The following is a 16683-nucleotide window of genomic DNA, read 5'->3' as shown; positions in this document are numbered from 1 at the left end:
CCCCACGCTTGCGACTGGGGAAACCACGACGGAGAATGTCCGTATTGGGAAAGCGTCGGCGGGAAGCCAAACCCGTGATCCAGGTCTGAGGGTCGGGGCGTGGCGCGGGTGGACAAACCTGTCGCTGCTGCCCTTTGCCCGGCCCACTTTGATCCGGCAATAGCCTCCCGTCCGTGGTGCGCTGGGACCTTGAAAGAGGCGCTCCCCACACAGCGGCGCGTGACCAAGAGACTCAGGTCGCAAGCTGGTTACAATTCTCGCTGACAGTCCTAGTAGGCATGTGCGACGTAGTGGTTGGCCTGCGCCTGAATGGGTCGGATTTTAGATTTTTGCTTTAACGTCTGGCGGCAGTGAACTGAGGAGCTTTGAGTTGGACATGGGTACTTGGCTGGGGATTGCTGCACTTGTTGTAGCGATCGTTGCCATCCCTGCGACGGTCTTCGCGACCCGACATTGGGGCAATCGACGCGCACGCCTGGACGTGGCGATCGACGCGATTCCGCTCCTACCGGAAGGCATGCGGCCTGGTCTGCTGGAGGTGACGTATAGGGACATCCCCGTGAGCGCGCCGCACCTGGTTACGGTGACGTTTCGGAACTCAGGCCCGCGCGATCTTGCCTCGGATATGTTTGACAGTGGGAGATCTATCGCTGTCAGGTTCGACCAGACCTTCTACGGGCTCACCGCTGTCAACGGCGGTGTTCAGACCAACTCGCCGGCTGTAGGTGCCCGTGCCGACGAGGCCATCGTCTTTGTGAGGCCAGCGCTCCTCAAGCGTGGCTCGTCATGGTCGTTCAGCGCGGTGACAACTGGGCCAGTGGAAGTGAACGTTGATGCACCGCTCATAGACACCGATGTGCGGGCAACTGCACCAGCAAATGACGGTGGCACGGAGATCACGCTGCGCCTGAGCGCTCTCGGCATGACGGCTGAAGTTCCATTGCGGTGGGGCTCTGGCCGACGGTGACTGGCGGGCGAGAGACAACGTGAGTGCCGCCAGGTGTGCCACATTGCTGTGACTACCTCCGAATGTCGGTGCCTGCTGAGAAGATGGTTGTGACCGGGACGTCCGGACAGGCGACAACGGGAGGAACCCATGGCGCAGCGCGCATTCATCAGCTTCGACTACGACAACGACGCCAGGCTCAAGGATCTGCTCATTGGGCAGTCGAAGCACTCCGATTCGCCCTTCGTGATCCACGACTGGTCGCTCAAGGAGCCCTCCAGCGACTGGAAGGCCCGGGCACGCCGTCAGATTAGGGCGAGCGGCCTCGTTATCGTGCTCTGCGGTCGGCACATGGCCTCTGCGACCGGGGTCGCAGTTGAACTCAGCATCGCTCAGGAGGAGGGCGTCTCGTACTTCCTGCTCGCCGGCTACGACGACTCGACCAAGCCGACCACTGCGAAACCTGGCGACAAGCTCTACGAGTGGACCTGGGACAACCTCAAGTCGCTCGTCGGTGGGGCGCGGTGAGCGAGGAATCGCCCGACCCTCGGGTGATGGAGGCATACAAACTCGCCGTCGAGATGGCCGATCGGATGTCGGCCCGTCGCGGCGTCGCCAACGCATTCTTCCTCACAGTCAATACCACCCTGGTTGCGGTCGTCGGACTACGTGTCCAGGCTCCCGGTTCGGCGCTGCCGTCTGTTGCGGTCTGTCTCGCCGGCGTCGTCATGGCCGCGTGCTGGTGGTTCCTGCTGCAGAACTACCGCCGCCTCAGCGAGGCCAAGTTCGTCATTATCAGCCGGATCGAGGATGAGCACCTGCCCGTGAAGGTGTTCAAAGACGAGTGGGTCTACCTTGGCGAGGACGACGCTCAAGCTGGCCGCGCTGCCAAGGTAAAGGCCGGGCTCAAGCAGCTCGGTGGCGTTGAGCGCATCGTGCCGCTTGCCTTCGCCCTGTTGTATATCGTGCTGCTCATCGGCAGGCTGGTGGGATGACGACCTATTTGGAGCGCGACGCAAACCTGATCAGGCAGTGCCTCCCCGCTGGTGTCGATGCCCCCGACAACTCGGACGAGCTCTTCCTGATGTACGCAGTGCTCCTGCGGGCCAAGGGCGCGGCCACCCAGGCCACAGACGTCCATGACGCGTGGTCCGCGTGGATGATCGGCGTCGATCCCGGCCACGAGTCGATCCGTCCCTTCGATGACCTCGATCCTGAAACTCGCCGCGAGGATAGCCCGTTCCTGCTCGCGATCAGGGCGGCAGCCGCCCGCTCTTAGTAGCCGACCAAGTGTCGACGTGAGTAGAGATCGCCTTGGAGCCTGTTCTCATCAGGAGCGTCGCTCGACTGCGTGCGGCACACGGGTTGGAGCAGTGGTCCTCTGTCGGAGAAGTTGACGGGGCAAGCGCGCAAATCTGTGCCCTGCCGTCGCTCGGGCCACGACAGGGTCATCCGCTGCGAGCACTGGTCTATGGAGCTTCGGTGTTTCGGTGGCTGGCACAACCACGAGGGGCCTCGCGCTTGCGACTCGGGGAACCATGACTGTGAATGTCAGTACTGGTCGGCGCGGGCGGTCGCTGCCACGCACCGCCGCGTCTGCGCAAATCCTGCATATCGCGGCATGCGCCGACCTGTACAACGCCACCACCAGCGAACCCCTCAATCTGCCCCGGTGCTGCCCTGGTCAGCGGCGGCCGATCGGCCCCGATGGGCGGTCGCTACCGCCTCGGCATTCGACTAAAACCGCCGGTCAAAGGCATAATTCATCTCGATCTGACGCCTCGGGCAGACCTGTACAACCCAGATGTTTGCGCGTGCCGGAATGCGGTGGAGTTCCGCTTCAACGTCTGACCCTTCGATGAGCGGCGGTGCGTGAGTGGTCCTCGGGCGATCGAGGCGGATGCAGCTGCATCTCGCGAGGAAGCACTGGGCGATCGTCGCTGTCACGGCGGCGCTGGCGGTCGGCGGGTGCGCAATGGCATGGTCCTGGGGCATCTGGGGCGTGTTCGTCGGCTCAATCTCGGTCTTGGGCTCTTCTGCACGGTGCTGGTCATCGCCATCGAGATCATCCCTCGCGTCCGCCGTGCGCGACGGGAGTCGTGACCTCGAGAGCGCCGCGGTCTGGGGTGGGCTGTCCGTCGTGCCCGCGGACCCACCGTCCGAGGCAGTGGTTTCCATCCAGAGGTTGCTCTGTGCCCGAATGCGTGAAGTTCCGGTTTAACGTCTAGCGTTAATGACGCAACCCGTTATACGCTGGTCGAGTGATCAGATCGTTCGGCAGCAAGGACACCGAGCGGATCTGGCATGAGGAGTACGTCAAGCGCGTCGACCGGACGGTGCAACGGGCGACCCTGCGGAAGCTCGAGCTGATCCATGCGGCGAAGGATGTCGAGGACCTCAGGGTCCCGCCAGGTAACCGCCTGGAGCGTCTGGTCGGTGACCGACGCGGGCAGCACAGCATCCGCGTGAACGCGCAATGGCGTCTCTGCTTCGTCCGGAGAGAGGGAGGTGCGGACGATGTCGAACTCGGCGACTATCACTGAGGACGACCTGATCGAGCCGATCCACCCGGGGGAGATCCTGATGGAGGACTTCATCGAGGGCTTCGGGATCACGCAGAACAAGCTTGCCGTGTCCATCGGTGTGCCGCCGCGCCGGATCAACGAGATCGTGCACGGCAAGCGGGGGATCACCGCTGATACGGCGATCCGTCTCGCGCGCTACTTCGGAACGTCCGAGGAGCTCTGGATGAATCTGCAGTCGAACTACGAGCTCCGGCTCGAGCGCCGTGCACTGCGTGACAAGGTTGCCGCGATCACGCCGTTGCATGTCGCATGACCGGGCATCTCATCGTGATCTCCGGCCTTCCCGGCGTCGGAAAGACAAGCGTGGCCGAGATCATCGCGGCGAGGACGGGGTCGGTCCACCTGTCCATCGACGCCGTCGAGGAGTCGCTCCTTGCATGCGGTCTGCCGGCAGGGTGGGAAGTAGGTGTCGCGGCGTACGAGGCGACGCGTGCAATGGCGGAGCAGAATCTGCGGCTCGGTCACGATGTCGTCGTTGATGCGGTCAACGACAGTGACGAGGCTCGGCAGACATGGCGGACGGCGGCCTCGCGAACAGGTGCACGCATCGAGTTCGTGTACCTCATGATCTCCGATGCGCGGGAGCATGAGCGAAGGCTCCGCGGCAGGGATCGCGGACTCTCCCACGTCGGCGAGCCGACCTGGTCGGACGTGCAGCGCCGTCGCGCTGATTACGCCGCGTGGTCCGATGAGGTCGTGGAGTTCGATACGGCTGCGCGGACTGCGGACGAGGTCGCAGACGCGCTCGCTGCGCATCTCGGCGCGTAATGAGGGAACGTCATCGCTGATGGTTCTCCGTGTCGGAACGCAGTCGAGTTCCGGTATTCGAACTGAACCTTAGAGGGTGAAACGTCCGGTGGAGGCTCGCGCTGCCGCCGTCGAGAGACTATGCGATCGTCGGTTAGCTTGGGGCACCCGTCGACGGCGGTGCCGTATCGTCACAACGTGGTGCGCTACGAAAAATCGATGACCGGCTCGCAGAGCTCGCGACTGATAATCATTCGGGGAAACTCAGGAAGCGGAAAGTCGCTCCTTGCCCAATCGATCAGGGCAGCGCGGCCGCGTGGAGTCGCGTTGCTGGGGCAGGATACGGTGCGTCGGGAGATCCTTCACGTTCGGGATCGTCCCCGAGCCCTCAGCGTGGCTTACATTGACATGTCGGCTCGCTTTGCGCTCGACAACGGCCTGGATGTCGTCGTAGAGGGGATTCTCCACTCGGAGATATACGGTGACATGCTTACCCAACTCCAGAAGGATCATTGCGGTGTTACGCGCACGTTCGTTTACGAGCTCGGATTGACGGAGACTTTGCGGAGGCATCGCACGAAAACGCTCGCAGCTGAAGTGTCGGAGGAACAGGTCTCATCTTGGTATCGCGAGTCCGACAGGATTCCCGAACTGGGTGAGATTGTGTTTGACGCTGAAGCCAGCGCGAGCGATGCGCTTGCTCAGGTGCTTACTGAGGTCGGGTGGGGCGAAGCGGAATGACGATCGAGAACATGAGTAGTCGTTTGGTCGAGAAGGCAGTCGGGTACGTCGTCCACCAAGGGCAGCTGCTCGTGTTCACCCATGACGATTTCCCGATGGAGATCACCGGTGTGCAAGTGCCCGCTGGATCGATTGTCGAGGGTGAGTCGCCTACGGATGCCGTCGTGCGCAAGGTAGGGGAGGAGGCCGGCCTCATAGCCAGGATTGTCCCTCCGCTCGGCGTTGAAACGTACGACATGTGGCCTGCCAAGCCCGAGGTCCACGAACAACACTTCTTCCAACTCGAGCTAGTAGATCCGGAGGTGCCGGAGCGCAAGGGTGCGGTGAAAAGGACGCATCCGACGGAGGCCAACCTGTTAGCTGGACGTGCTGGTGGATGCCGCTGAGGGATGCTCACGTTCTCTGTGCTGGTTTTGGCGCATGCCTTGGAAGTGTCGGGATCGATGGCAAGTCCTAAGGTTGGTATGTGCCGGACCTTGGTGGAGTTCCGTTTCTCGAACTAAACCTTTGGTGCGCTCGCACTCACGGATGGGAGCCGACGCGCACAGCTTCGCTCGCTGTCAATAATCAGCACCGTGTCAAAGTCGGCGTAAGCCCTCTGTATCAGCCTTGAGTGAGATCCCCGGTGACCCTCTGTGGATCTGTACCCCGGAGTTGCACCCTTACTGCACAGCGACAGGTTGGTATGTACCGGAACTCGATTGAATTCAGATTCAATGTCTAATACAGGCTTCTGACCCACCTACCCGCGCATTAGTCCCTGACACCGGGCACTCCCGTAACATTGCGGGCATGAATGGGGCGCTTACGAAGGGTCGAGCGAAGGTGCCACCGGCACGGACTGGCCGACTTGACTCCACGGACCGCCGGTACGAGCCTTTCGTGCGCCTCGTCCCTGCACCAGTGCGGCGGGTGGCCTCGTCGTGGAGGTGGGATGCGCCGGACGGGGGTGGTTCGTGGGACCTGCACATCGAGCACGTGGGTGCCCCGACGGCTTCGGTCCGGATGCTGCTGGTCCATGGAGCGGGAGGGAACGCGGCGGCGATGTGGCCCTACGCTGCACACCTGAGTCGCCTGGGCGCTCGGGTTACGGTGGTCGATCTGCCCGGTTACGGGCGAACGATCCGGGTGCGGCGTGGACGCCGCAGCGTCAGTTATGGCGACTGGCAGCAGCTGCTCCTCGATCTCGTGGGTCGCGAGCATGACGAGCGGCCACTTGTCCTCGTCGGGGCGAGCATGGGTGGTGCCCTCGCGGTCGACACCGCTGCAGTGACCGGGCTGGCCAAGCGGGTCATCGCGACCTGCCTGCTCGACCCGACTCGGCCGGGCATCACTGCCGCCATCGTGCGAGCCCCGTGGATAGCGCGGCTGGGATTGCCACTGCTGCAGTTCGCCCGGGGGCCAGCGGCGAATCTACGGATCCCGGTCCGCGTGCTGACCCCTATGTCTGCGATCTCGAACGACCCTGTCCTCAGTCATGCAGTGCTCACCGACCCGTGCGGCGGTGGTGGCGCGATGCCGGTGGGCTGGTACCGCTCGTTCCTCGAGGCGGGTCCGGCTATTCCACCCGAGCAATACCAAGGACCACCGGTCGTGCTGTTGCATCCGGCCGAGGATCGTTGGACTATGCCGGAGCTCAGCCTCGACTACCTTGGTCGGCTTCGCGGCAAGACCCGGGTCGTGATGCTTCCGGGCTGCGGCCACTTCCCCCTCGAGGAGCCCGGCTTCCAGGTCCTCCTGGACGAGGTTTCGGATGAGATGGAACAGGTGCTGGATGACCAGCGGAGAGGCAGCTGAGTCGGCCATGCGCGGTGAGGGACCGTAGCCCTGAGACCGGTCTGGCCCGGTGAGGCGTGCATCCGTTCCCAGCCGTGGCGACGCCGTGGAGTTCGAGCGCCCGCACTATGGCGGATCGCAGGAGCTCGCGACGATCATCCCCGGGGCCGGGTCCGCGAGCAGTGCAGCGACCTGGTCATGCCCCGCCATGAGGCGATCGATCCGCGCGAGATCGCTCGGGTCCTGGCCCCCGGAGGTCATCTGCTCACCCAGCAGGCCGACGGCGCCGACGCCGAGGAGATCCACGAGTGGGTCGGCACCGATCCCCAGTATCCGGAGGTCTCCTCGGAGCGCATCGTGCGCGACCTCGAGGCCGAGCGCCTGCTCGCGCTCGACGCGGACCGTCCGATCCGTGTCACGCAGAGACGCTCCCGCATCCTCGCCTCCCGCGATGGGGTTCAATAATCCGATGAGCACCCCTGACCCGGTCTCGCATGTCGTCGTCTGCGGTCCCGCCTCCTGGAACCACCTGATCTCCCTGGACCGCCTTCCCGAACCGGTCCCGCACATGCAGTTCGCCGAGAGCGCCTGGCACACCGTCGGAGGCACATCGGCCGGCAAGGCGGCGCATCTCGCCGCTCTCGGCGTCCCCACGGTGCTCCATGCGCCGCTCGGCGCCGACGAGGACGGCGAGCGGATCGCCGCGCTGCTGATCGGTGCCGGTGTCGATCTGCGTGCGGTCCGGAGCGAGCGCACCGAGAGGCATGTGAACCTGATGGCGCGGGACGGGCGGGTCTCCCTGTACGTCGCGACCCCGTCGGCCCCGTCGGCCGACGACGTCTCCTCCGCCACCGCGTCGGCGCTCGCGGCCGGCGTCGCCGTGCTGGACCTCTCGGAGCTGGGGCTCGCCGTGCTCCGGGATCTCGAGCGCTCCCCGCGCCGCCCCAGCATCTGGACCGACCTGCACGACTACGACGGCACCGCGGCGTTCCACGAGCCCTTCCTACGGGCCGCCGAGGTCGTGCTGATGAACGCCGATGCGACCGACGACGCCTGGACGCTGCTCGCCTCCTGCGTCGCACGCGGTCCTCGACTCGCGGTCTGCACCCTCGGCGCGCAGGGCGCGATCGCCCTGGAGGCCGACGGGACGCGGCATGAGGTCGCAGCGGTGCCGGCCGAGGTCGTGGACACCAACGGCGCCGGCGATGCCTTCATGGCCGGTCTGCTGGCGGCGACGCTGCGCGGACAGAGCATCCCCTCCGCGCTCTCCGCCGCGGCCGCGCAGGCGCGGGTCGCGATCGAGGGCGAGCATCTGCATCCCGCGCTCCGAGCCGAGGGATGAGCTCTCGACCCTCAGAACGTGCTGGTCACAGACGTACTACGGCATATTCTGCCGTTCGTGACATATACCTCTGGGCCTGTGGGGCGCCCTCTCCGCGCACCTCGAGTGGTCTGCCGATGGTTGCAGACTCCCGGATATCGCCAGTCGCCGGGCTCGACTCCTCCCTCATGCAGGTCCGCCGTCGGACCCTGGCCCAGGGCTGGATCCAGCGTCTGACCTCGAGGGGCCTCGAGCACGTGGGCGAGCCGACCTGGGAGGACGTGCAGCGCCGACGCTCCGACTATGCCGCGTGGACCGATGCCGTCGTGCAGGTCGACACGGGCGGACGGACGGCCGACGAGATCGCGGATCTCCTCACGACGCGGTTCGGCAGCCGCTGATGCGGGATCGACCGCGACGCCCCGCCCCGGGGAGCGCGTCAGCTCGTGGGCTTGGTCGCGACCCCGTCGAGCCAGAGCGTCTCGGACTCGTCCCGATGCACGCCCTCCGTTCCGACGTGCTTGCTGCTGATCGTCGGTCCCTTCTGGATGACGTGGACGAGAGCCATGCCGTGGCCGCGTCCCAGGTCGTAGTCGTCCTTGAGCCACGCGAGGATCTCGCCGGCCTTCGTGCCCGGCTGGTCGAGGCCCTTCTCCTGCGCGATCTCGACCAGCTGCCGCGGCGTCAGGCCGGTCTTCTTCTCGATCGTCTCCAGATAGGCCTGGAATGACATGGGATCCCCCTCGCTCACCGAGCGCCGATCAGCACCCGCACCCCAGAGTGCTGTCCCGCACCGCGGGAGCGCAAGACCCCACCCCCGGCACGCGGATAGTCTCGCCGCGTGATCCCGGAGCCGACCTTCCGACCGAGCAGCATCGCCGATGCGCCCTGGATGGCCGAGCTCCGAGCGGTGGTCATGCGGCCCGATCTCGAGCGGCTCGGGCGCTACGATTCGCACCGCGTGCGGCGGCGCTTCCTCGACGCGTTCACCCCGGCGCACACCCGGGTCATCCAGGTCGCCGGGGAGGACGTCGGCCTGGTCGCGGTGCGACCGGAGGCGGACGGGGTGTGGATCGAGCACTTCTACCTCGACCCCGCGCAGCAGGGACGGGGCGTGGGCGGTCGGGTCCTCGCGCAGATCCTGCGCACGGACACCGCGGGAGAGCCCTTCCGGCTGAACGTCCTCCAGGGGAGTCCCGCCCGTCGCCTGTACGAGCGTTACGGCTTCACCCTCGTGAGCGAGGACCCGATCGACGTCTACCTCATGAGGCCGGCTGCCGAGCTGCGCGCCGTCGGCGGCGCCCCGCCCAGACGACGGGGCTGATCGAGGCGCACCGTCCTCCCCGAGCGCTCAGGCTCCTGCGCGATGGTGCTTGATCGCCGCCCGGCCGATCGAGGCGACCTTCGGGGAGTCCCTCCGGTCCTCGGGCAGCGCGTCGAGGATCGTGACGTCCGCCCGCGCGGCGAGCGTGAGCAGACCCCACATCCCGATCGTGTCGAGCTCGAGGTCGATGTCCTCCGGCGAGGCCGCGGCGAACACGGCATGCGCCGCCGCCTCGACCTCGGGGTCGCTCTCCCTCTTCGCCGCGCCCTTGATGGCGTTGGGCTGGTTCGAGTAGTTGTCGAGCGCTGTCAGCAGCTGCTCGGACCGTTCGGCCCCGAGCGCAGCGTCCAGCGCCGCCTGGATCGGCATATCGGTCATCACGTCTCCGGTGTCCTCTCTGCGTCCCTCACGGTCGTGGCCGCGGGAGCCGGACACGATGACAGCACCCTAGAGAAACGGGCCGCCGCGATCGAGCTCCTGCGCCCCCGGACCACGACGGGATATCGGAGCGTCGAGCGCATCGCCGGGCGCTGCGCTCGGCGAACTCCTCGGGGCGGAGCAGACTCGCGAGATCCAGGCCGCGCTCGCGGTCCGGCTCGTGGGTGATTCAGTAGACCCGTCGGATCTGCTGCGGCCATCCGCATGCTTCGGCGATCCGGCCGCCCCACATCCTCGCGTTCTCGTCATCAGCGACATTCACGATGGTCAGCCCGCCGATGTACTGCTCGTCCGGCGTGTGCAGTCCCTCGCGGAACTCCAGCGTGCCTCCGGTGTCATCGGCGGTGATCGCGGCATCGACGTCCTCGTCGACGCCCGCGGCGAACACCAGCACCCCGGCATCCTGCATGTCCTGCACGACAGCATTGGCGAGAGGGCCCCGCTCCGCGAACCACTCCGGGCTGTGGTCGCCCACCCACTGCTGGTTGAAGTAGATGATGTACTGCGCCATGGTCGGGCCTCCCGAGGTCGACAGGTGGATGTCGGGTGCGAATCGTCGCACGGCGAGAGCTCTCAGAACAGCGGCCATGGCACCGCGGGCATCACTCCACTCGGGGCCGGGAAGCATCCGTCGGCCCGCAGCCGGGTGCAGCGCGCGGCGAGCGCCTCGAGCTCCTCGGGGCGGAGCAGCTTCGCGAGGTCTCGGCCGAGCTCGCCGTCCAGAGCGTCGGCGATGCGGTCGATGCCGTCCAGCTCCTCGGCACGCAGCGCCTCGCCCATCCATCCCCATAGGACGGTGCGCAGCTTGTCCTCGTGATGGAAGGTGAGGCCGTGGTCGACGCCGTGCCGGTGCCCGCCCGACATGGCGAGGATGTGGTCGCCCTTGCGGTCCGCGTTGTTGACGATCGCGTCGAACACCGCCATGCGCCGCAGCGCGGGCGAGTCCTCGTGGACGAGGGCCACCGCCTGCCCGGCCTGGTCCTCGCCCTCGAGCACGGTCCGCCAGCCCGTCGCGGGCACCTGGTCCGACGGCACCAGGTCCACGGCGTCCTGGTCGGGATCCGGCTCCTGCCACAGCTGGACCATCCCCTCGCCGAACGGGCCGTCGCGCAGCCAGGTGCGCGGCACGACGTCCCAGCCGAGCGTCTCGGAGACCAGGTGGGCGGCTACCTCGCGGCGCGCCAGGGTGGCGCCCGGGAAGTCCCAGAGCGGGGCCTCGCCCGCCACGGGCTTGTAGACGACGACCGTCTCGCCGATGGCGGCGAGGAACGTCGCGTTCGACGCCGCCGTGAGGCGACCGGTGAGCACCAGCTCGTCGGCCACCAGGTCCGGCGCGGACATCAGGACTCGGGGATGATGCAGGTGTGGCCATCGGGGTCGATGGGATGGCCGCAGAGCGTGCACAGGGGACGTCCGGCGTCGACGACCTCACGGGTGCGCCGGGTGAACGCTCGAGCGGTGCCGACGGGCATCTTCACCCTCAACATCTCGGAGGTCGCCGCGGCGGCCTCGTCGAACTCCTCGCCCTCGGCGGGCAGCGGGTGCGCCTCGATGATCACCTGGGCCGTGGTGGGGTCCCAGCCGATGCCGAGGGTCCCGGCGCGGAACTCCTCCTCGACGGTCTCGAGCGGATCGTTGTCGACGAGCTCGACGGGGGTGCTGATGGGCACGCTGTAGCGATTGCCCTCGACCTCGCGGAGCCGGTCGAGGATCTCGTCGATCTTCTCCGCGAGCAGGGCGGACTGCTCCTTCTCGAGGGCGATGCTCACGATCCGCCGCCCGGTGCGCGCCTGGAGGTAGAACGTCCGGGACCCGGGGAGTCCGACCGTCCCGATGACGACCCGATCCGGCCAGTCGAACTCATGAATATGTGCGGGCACGTCGGTCATGTACAGATCCTAGGCGTCCGACCTGACGGTGGCGGAGCCGCCTGCGCCGCCGCCCACCGGGGCATCGCCGGAGGGGACGCTCCTGGCGAGCCAGGACAGGTCGCCGGCGTCGGTGTTGGTCGCGAGGACCCGCGGCCTGCCCGCTCCGTAGGTCACGATCGACACCGAGGCGGGCCCGACCTCGATCCGCTGGAACATGTCCAGGTGCATGCCGAGCGCATCGGCCAGGACCGACTTGATGACGTCTCCGTGGCTCACCGCCGCCCACACCGCGCCGGGACCGTGCTCGGCCTCGACCGCGGCGTCGTGGCGCCGGATCGCTGCGACCGCCCGGGCCTGCATCCCCGCCATGGATTCGCCGCCGGGGAAGGTGACGGCGGAGGGCTGCGACTGCACCGTCGACCACAGCGCCTCGGCGGCGAGGTCCTGGAGCCTGCGTCCCTGCCACTGCCCGTAGTCGCACTCCGTGAGCTCGTCCTCGATCGACTCGGGCGGGGCGCCGGCCTGTCGCCCGACGATGGCCCGTGCGGTCTCGAGGCAGCGGTCCAGAGGACTCGAGACCACGCCGGCCACGGGGACCGCCGCGATCCGGTCCCCGGTCCGCACCGCCTGCTCCAGTCCCACCTCGTCCAGGTTCACGCCAGGAGTCCGGCCCGCCAGGAGGCCCGTCGCATTGGCCGTGGTGCGCCCGTGCCGCACGAGGAGAACTGTCGCCATCGCCCCAGCCTAGCCGCGCGGTGGAGTCCGTGCTCCGCCACCGCTCGGGGGACGTGCGCGCCCCGTAGGGTGGAGCTATGAGCGCCGAGGTGATCGTCCTGGCCGGTCCGCCAGGGGCCGGGAAGTCGACCACCGCGCCCGAGATCGCCCGACGGTACGACCGGGCCGTGCACCTGCACACCGACGACTTCTGGGACTGCATTGCCTCCGGAGCGATTCCTCCGTACCTGCCCGAGTCCGAGGAGCAGAACCGGACGGTGATGACCGTGATCCGCAGTGCGGCGCTGGCCTACGCCGAGGGCGGGTACACGACGGTCGTCGACGGCGTCGTCGGCCCGTGGATGCTCGACGTCCTCACTCCGCCGACGGGACGGCAGGACGCGCCGGCGATCCACTACGTCGTGCTGCGCCCCGGACGCGCCGAGACGATCCGGCGGGCGTTGTCCCGCACGGCTCCGGGTGCCCTGGTCGACGAGGGCCCGGTCGACATGATGTGGTCGCAGTTCGAGGGCCTGGCGGCGTACGAGCACCACGTCCTCGACACGACGGCCCAGACGCCCGAGGAGACCACCAGAGCGGTGAGGGAAGCGATCTCGAGCAGAGAGTTCCTCCTCGCGCCGAACGGCTGACCATGACGAGGAGGGGCATGTGACGGATGACAGACCGACGGGCGGCACGGAGGACGGGATCCGCGCCGGCGTCGTCGAGCTCACCGGGCGGCTCCTCTGCGCCGACCTCGACGAGGCCGCCACGGCTCGGGAGCACCTTCCCGAGCATGTCGCCCGCACCCTCGCCGAGCCCGGATGTCTCCGCTTCGCGGTCGAGCCGACGGAGGACCCGCTGGTCTGGAGCGTCTCCGAGGAGTTCGTGGACCGCGCGGCGTTCGATGCGCACCAGGCCCGTGTCCGCGCGAGCCCCTGGTTCGAGGCCACCTCGGAGATCGTTCGGGACTACGCCGTCACGTCCCGGGAAACATGCAGGGGTGAGGACGCCGCGACCCCGTCGACCGTTCTGCGGCGGCTCCGCCCGTCCGACGCCCCGGCGGTGCACGCCGCGTTCGCCTCGGCTGACGACATGGCGCGCCAGGGGGACGTGAGCACCCTCGAGGAAGCCGAGCGCTATGTCGCGCACCTGCTCGCCGAGGACTCGCCGCACGAGCCCTGGGCCATCGCCGAGGGGGAGGAGCTGATCGGCCTCGTCGCCGTCACCGTCGACGAGGAGAACCGCAGCGGCTGGTTCTGGTACTGGATGACGCACCGCGCGCGAGGACGCGGCCTCACCCGCCGTGCGGCCGCGACCGTCGCGGAATGGGCGCTCACCGAGCGCGGCCTCGAGCGGCTCGAGCTCGGGCATCGCGCCAACAACCCGGCCTCCGGCGCCGTCGCGAGGGGGGCCGGGTTCGTCCGGGAGGGGACCGAGCGCGGCAAGTTCCTCATCGACGGGCAGCGCATCGACGTCGAGACCTATGGCCGGCTGCGGGCGGATCCGGCACCCGAGTTCGACACCCTGCCCCTGCTCATCGGTCTGTGAGCGCACCAGGCGGAGAGGGGCGACCGTGCGATGTCGGCGGCGAGCACGGCCGGCCACCGTCGCACCTCGTCGGGTGTCGAGGCGACCTGCAGCGCGGCGTTCGGCATGAGCGAGACCAGCGCCTCGGCGGTCGAGATCGGGTGACCCGGGTCGTCGATCCAGGCGAGCACCGTGGTCGGCTGCGTGAGGCGCGCGATCTGCTCCGGCGTCGGGAGGTCGCTGAGCGCCGCACCGCGATAGACGGCGGGCAGGAGGTCCGCCGCGACGTGAGGCACCGTGTCGGGGCGGCCTGCTGCCGCCGGCGGGCCCGGGGCCGCGGCGTCGGCCGCGAGCATGCGCTCGATGCCGTGCGCCTCGAGGAGCGTCGCAGCCCTGCGGTACTCCTCGGCCCGCGCCGCTCTCGTCGCCCAGGCTGTCGGTGGGAGCAGCAGGGTGAACCCGCTGAAGCGGTCGGGCTCCAGCACTGCAGCGTGCAGCAGCGTGCCCGCGCCCATCGAGGGGCCCACGCCGTGCACCTGTTCGCCGGGGAACCACACCTCGAGCAGGTGCAGCAGATCCTCGGCGAGGGTGGGCCACAGATAGTCCTCCGGGACCGGACGGCCGGTGGAGTGCCCGTGCCCGCGCGCGTCGTACCGCAGCAGCCGCGTGTCGGAGAGCCCGCGCCCGAGATCGAGATCCAGCAGTCGATCGCGGGAGCGGCTCGAGGTGAGCCCGTGAAGCTGGACCACGGGCGGGCCGGACTCGTCGCTGAACGCCCAGGCGATCTGCGCTCCGGGGACCTCGATCCTGTGCATGTGATCGCCGCCTCTGCATCTGCGCTGGTCACGCCTATAGTAGCGCCATGCGGCTCACGCACGTCTCCCACCTGCGGCTGCCGTTCGGGCCACTGCTCGGGATCGAGCTCGAGGCGTCAGCGCCCGGACGGTCGTTGCCGATCTCCTTCGACCAGGCACGGCACGTTCAGCTCGGGGACCGGCCCGGGTCCTGGATGGCTCTCGCCTTCCGGCTGCCCGGCCCTCTCGATCGTGACGAGCTCGCCGCCGCGTGGACGGTGGTGGTCCGGGCCCACGGCACCTTGCGCACCGTCTTCGTCGATCGGGGCGATGCGCCCGCGTCGCTGCACGAGGTCACGTACGGCCCCGGGACCTGGGTCGAGCACGAGGTCGCGCCCGGGCAGTCGATGAGCTCCGCGCTGCAGGACGTCCTGGACGCGCACTGCCGACCGCTTTCGCGACCCTCGCACCGGCTGTGCATGATCGAGACGTCCGACGGGCCCACGCTCGTGGTCGCCGCCGACCACTCCCACGTGGACATGTGGTCGATGCTGGTCATCGTCCGGGACCTCCTGACCGCCCTCGACAGGATCCAGCGCGGCGAGTGCCCCGCACCGGCGCCCGTGCCCTCCTTCGTCGAGCACACGGAGGCTCTCCGGGACCGTCCCGCGGCGCCGGAGGAGGTGCATCGACGCTGGCGCGAGGTCATCGACGCGGGCGGCGGTGCGATGCCCCGCTTCCCGCTGCCGCTGGGAGATCCGTCGGTCCATCCCGAGAGGGTGGTCGTCCGGGACGTGCTCGACGGCGACGCGCTGGCGGCCTACTCCGAGCGGGCGCGGCAGGAGGGGGTCTCGACCCTCGCTCTGACGATCTCCGCGATGACGAGCACCACCCAGGAGCTCGCGGGCACGGCGCTGAGAGCCGTGTTCCCGGTGCACAGCCGCTACGAGCAGCGTTGGCACGGCAGCGTCGGCTGGTTCATCACGAACTCGGTGCTGGAATCCGCCGACCCCGACCCGTCGGCCTGCGCCGCCGCGATCAAGGAGTCGCTGCGGCTCGGCTCCCATCCGCTCTCCGAGCTCATGACGCCGTGGGGCGGCATGCCCGAGGCGGCGGGGATGCTGGCCGTGTCGTGGCTGGACATGCGTCGCCTGCCGGTGACGATCGACACCCGGAGCCTGGACGCCCACTACATCAGCGCCGGCATCCGCACTGACGGAGTGATGCTGTGGTTCGTCACCGACACCTCCGGCATCCACCTGCGCTGCCGGTACCCGGACACCCCGGAGGCGCGGCAGAGCGTGGGTGCCTGGCTGGACGACCTCGTCGCCCGCATTCGTGGAGCGGGCGTCCGGGGAGGCTGATCCTCCTCGCGTCCTCCTCGCGTTCGACTCCCCTCCGGAGCGCCTGGCCGAGCCGGTCGATGTGTCGGACTCCGTCACGTCGCGGCGGTGCACTGCGAGGCTGGGGAGATGAGCGCGCGACCCGCCTTCCCGAACCACGTCTTCGACGCCTCGGCGCCGAGCCGATTGTCCACGAGGAGAGGATCGGCGGGATGGTGATGGCGGTCGAGCTCGCGGTCGAGGTGCCGGACGGCCAGCAGGGAGCGGGGGTGATCGCCCTGCGGATCGCGTGCGACGACATCGCGCAGAACCGGCGCGTCCCACCCGTCGGCGTCCCATGGCGCAATTCCGAGCCCTTTCTGCGCGGCACCGCGATCTCCGCGATCCTCGCTACCGGATCGCGCTGGGGCGCCCGTTTCGACGAGGTGCGCGACGAGGACGGCGCGATCGTCGCCACACCCTCGGCGAACCCGGAAGCGGTCGCGACCTGTCGTGCGGCAGGATTCGAGGCGCTGGAGGAGGCGAGCGACCTCCGCCGACCCTGAGGAGGTGC

25 protein-coding genes are annotated in these 16683 nt (G+C 68.2%); 18 read left to right on the top strand and 7 right to left on the bottom strand.

The window, feature by feature from the left end; genetic code table 11:
* Window positions 1–376 precede the first annotated feature (376 nt).
* The 13 genes from ACZCAH_RS06820 (at window position 377) to ACZCAH_RS06760 (ending at window position 8517) form a co-directional block, all read left to right on the top strand.
* On the top strand, window positions 377–967 hold the full coding sequence (locus ACZCAH_RS06820) for a hypothetical protein (RefSeq protein WP_464340368.1): 591 nt from the start codon (window positions 377–379) through the stop codon (window positions 965–967).
* Window positions 968–1096: 129 nt separating this feature from the next.
* Window positions 1097–1474: a TIR domain-containing protein gene (locus ACZCAH_RS06815; RefSeq protein ID WP_464340367.1), complete on the top strand. Its 378-nt coding sequence runs from the start codon at window positions 1097–1099 to the stop codon at window positions 1472–1474.
* Window positions 1475–1500: 26 nt separating this feature from the next.
* Entirely contained in the window at window positions 1501–1941 is a 441-nt protein-coding gene (locus ACZCAH_RS06810; protein ID WP_464340366.1) for a RipA family octameric membrane protein, read from the top strand.
* Window positions 1938–2225: a DUF7701 domain-containing protein gene (locus ACZCAH_RS06805; RefSeq protein ID WP_464340365.1), complete on the top strand. Its 288-nt coding sequence runs from the start codon at window positions 1938–1940 to the stop codon at window positions 2223–2225. Before ACZCAH_RS06810 ends, ACZCAH_RS06805 begins: the two co-directional genes overlap by 4 nt.
* 982 nt (window positions 2226–3207) lie before the next feature.
* A complete protein-coding gene (locus tag ACZCAH_RS06800; protein ID WP_464340364.1) occupies window positions 3208–3489 on the top strand; it encodes a type II toxin-antitoxin system RelE/ParE family toxin in 282 nt (93 codons plus the stop codon).
* Window positions 3464–3784: a HigA family addiction module antitoxin gene (locus ACZCAH_RS06795; protein ID WP_464340363.1), complete on the top strand. Its 321-nt coding sequence runs from the start codon at window positions 3464–3466 to the stop codon at window positions 3782–3784. Before ACZCAH_RS06800 ends, ACZCAH_RS06795 begins: the two co-directional genes overlap by 26 nt.
* Window positions 3781–4299, top strand: coding sequence for a P-loop nucleotide/nucleoside kinase family protein (locus tag ACZCAH_RS06790; protein WP_464340362.1), 519 nt, complete (start codon window positions 3781–3783; stop codon window positions 4297–4299). The genes ACZCAH_RS06795 and ACZCAH_RS06790 overlap by 4 nt, the downstream gene beginning before the upstream one ends.
* Before the next feature lie 177 nt (window positions 4300–4476).
* Window positions 4477–5019: a P-loop NTPase family protein gene (locus tag ACZCAH_RS06785; protein WP_464340361.1), complete on the top strand. Its 543-nt coding sequence runs from the start codon at window positions 4477–4479 to the stop codon at window positions 5017–5019.
* On the top strand, window positions 5016–5405 hold the full coding sequence (locus ACZCAH_RS06780; protein WP_464340360.1) for an NUDIX domain-containing protein: 390 nt from the start codon (window positions 5016–5018) through the stop codon (window positions 5403–5405). The genes ACZCAH_RS06785 and ACZCAH_RS06780 overlap by 4 nt, the downstream gene beginning before the upstream one ends.
* Before the next feature lie 406 nt (window positions 5406–5811).
* The gene (locus ACZCAH_RS06775; RefSeq protein WP_464340359.1) at window positions 5812–6816 is read left to right on the top strand and encodes an alpha/beta hydrolase; all 1005 of its coding nucleotides are present in this window, start codon (window positions 5812–5814) and stop codon (window positions 6814–6816) included.
* A 177-nt stretch (window positions 6817–6993) separates the two neighbouring features.
* On the top strand, window positions 6994–7260 hold the full coding sequence (locus ACZCAH_RS06770) for a hypothetical protein (protein ID WP_464340358.1): 267 nt from the start codon (window positions 6994–6996) through the stop codon (window positions 7258–7260).
* Window positions 7261–7264: 4 nt separating this feature from the next.
* Window positions 7265–8137, top strand: coding sequence for a carbohydrate kinase family protein (locus ACZCAH_RS06765; protein ID WP_464340357.1), 873 nt, complete (start codon window positions 7265–7267; stop codon window positions 8135–8137).
* A gap of 116 nt (window positions 8138–8253) precedes the next feature.
* Window positions 8254–8517 (top strand): hypothetical protein, encoded by a 264-nt coding sequence (locus ACZCAH_RS06760; protein ID WP_464340356.1) that lies wholly within the window; start codon window positions 8254–8256, stop codon window positions 8515–8517.
* 38 nt (window positions 8518–8555) lie between these two features.
* Here the strand turns inward: ACZCAH_RS06760 and ACZCAH_RS06755 are convergent, their stop codons facing one another.
* Window positions 8556–8849 carry a DUF4287 domain-containing protein gene (locus ACZCAH_RS06755; RefSeq protein ID WP_464340355.1) on the bottom strand — a complete coding sequence of 98 codons (294 nt, stop codon included), beginning with the start codon at window positions 8847–8849 and terminating at the stop codon, window positions 8556–8558.
* 159 nt (window positions 8850–9008) lie between these two features.
* Between ACZCAH_RS06755 and ACZCAH_RS06750 the strand changes: the two genes are divergently transcribed.
* Window positions 9009–9440, top strand: a complete 432-nt coding sequence (locus ACZCAH_RS06750) for a GNAT family N-acetyltransferase (RefSeq protein ID WP_464340512.1) — start codon at window positions 9009–9011, stop codon at window positions 9438–9440.
* Window positions 9441–9467: 27 nt separating this feature from the next.
* On the opposite strand, the gene ACZCAH_RS06745 is transcribed toward ACZCAH_RS06750, so the two are convergent.
* From ACZCAH_RS06745 to ACZCAH_RS06725, 5 genes are all read right to left on the bottom strand, one after another.
* Window positions 9468–9818, bottom strand: a complete 351-nt coding sequence (locus ACZCAH_RS06745) for a hypothetical protein (RefSeq protein WP_464340354.1) — start codon at window positions 9816–9818, stop codon at window positions 9468–9470.
* A 229-nt stretch (window positions 9819–10047) separates the two neighbouring features.
* Complete coding sequence (locus tag ACZCAH_RS06740) at window positions 10048–10389, bottom strand: YciI family protein (protein ID WP_464340353.1); 342 nt, start codon at window positions 10387–10389, stop codon at window positions 10048–10050.
* 62 nt (window positions 10390–10451) lie between these two features.
* Window positions 10452–11219: an SCO1664 family protein gene (locus ACZCAH_RS06735; protein WP_464340352.1), complete on the bottom strand. Its 768-nt coding sequence runs from the start codon at window positions 11217–11219 to the stop codon at window positions 10452–10454.
* Complete coding sequence (locus ACZCAH_RS06730; RefSeq protein ID WP_464340351.1) at window positions 11219–11767, bottom strand: DUF3090 domain-containing protein; 549 nt, start codon at window positions 11765–11767, stop codon at window positions 11219–11221. Before ACZCAH_RS06730 ends, ACZCAH_RS06735 begins: the two co-directional genes overlap by 1 nt.
* 9 nt (window positions 11768–11776) lie before the next feature.
* Complete coding sequence (locus ACZCAH_RS06725; RefSeq protein ID WP_464340350.1) at window positions 11777–12484, bottom strand: histidine phosphatase family protein; 708 nt, start codon at window positions 12482–12484, stop codon at window positions 11777–11779.
* Between the two features lie 77 nt (window positions 12485–12561).
* Between ACZCAH_RS06725 and ACZCAH_RS06720 the strand changes: the two genes are divergently transcribed.
* Both ACZCAH_RS06720 and ACZCAH_RS06715 read left to right on the top strand, forming a co-directional pair.
* Window positions 12562–13113 (top strand): AAA family ATPase, encoded by a 552-nt coding sequence (locus ACZCAH_RS06720; protein WP_464340349.1) that lies wholly within the window; start codon window positions 12562–12564, stop codon window positions 13111–13113.
* A 19-nt stretch (window positions 13114–13132) separates the two neighbouring features.
* A complete protein-coding gene (locus ACZCAH_RS06715) occupies window positions 13133–14014 on the top strand; it encodes a GNAT family N-acetyltransferase (protein WP_464340348.1) in 882 nt (293 codons plus the stop codon).
* Here ACZCAH_RS06715 and ACZCAH_RS06710 read toward each other — a convergent pair.
* Window positions 13948–14808, bottom strand: a complete 861-nt coding sequence (locus ACZCAH_RS06710) for an alpha/beta fold hydrolase (protein WP_464340347.1) — start codon at window positions 14806–14808, stop codon at window positions 13948–13950. The genes ACZCAH_RS06715 and ACZCAH_RS06710 overlap by 67 nt on opposite strands.
* Window positions 14809–14855: 47 nt before the next feature.
* Here ACZCAH_RS06710 and ACZCAH_RS06705 point away from each other — a divergent pair, with 47 nt between their 5' ends.
* Both ACZCAH_RS06705 and ACZCAH_RS06700 read left to right on the top strand, forming a co-directional pair.
* The gene (locus tag ACZCAH_RS06705) at window positions 14856–16151 is read left to right on the top strand and encodes a condensation domain-containing protein (protein ID WP_464340346.1); all 1296 of its coding nucleotides are present in this window, start codon (window positions 14856–14858) and stop codon (window positions 16149–16151) included.
* A gap of 191 nt (window positions 16152–16342) precedes the next feature.
* Window positions 16343–16675 carry a hypothetical protein gene (locus tag ACZCAH_RS06700; RefSeq protein WP_464340345.1) on the top strand — a complete coding sequence of 111 codons (333 nt, stop codon included), beginning with the start codon at window positions 16343–16345 and terminating at the stop codon, window positions 16673–16675.
* Window positions 16676–16683 lie beyond the last annotated feature (8 nt).

Source organism: Brachybacterium sp. B718/18 (assembly GCF_055454375.1).
The sequence above is the reverse complement of the archived record's forward strand: the minus strand, read 5'-3'. Positions and strand labels throughout refer to the sequence as shown.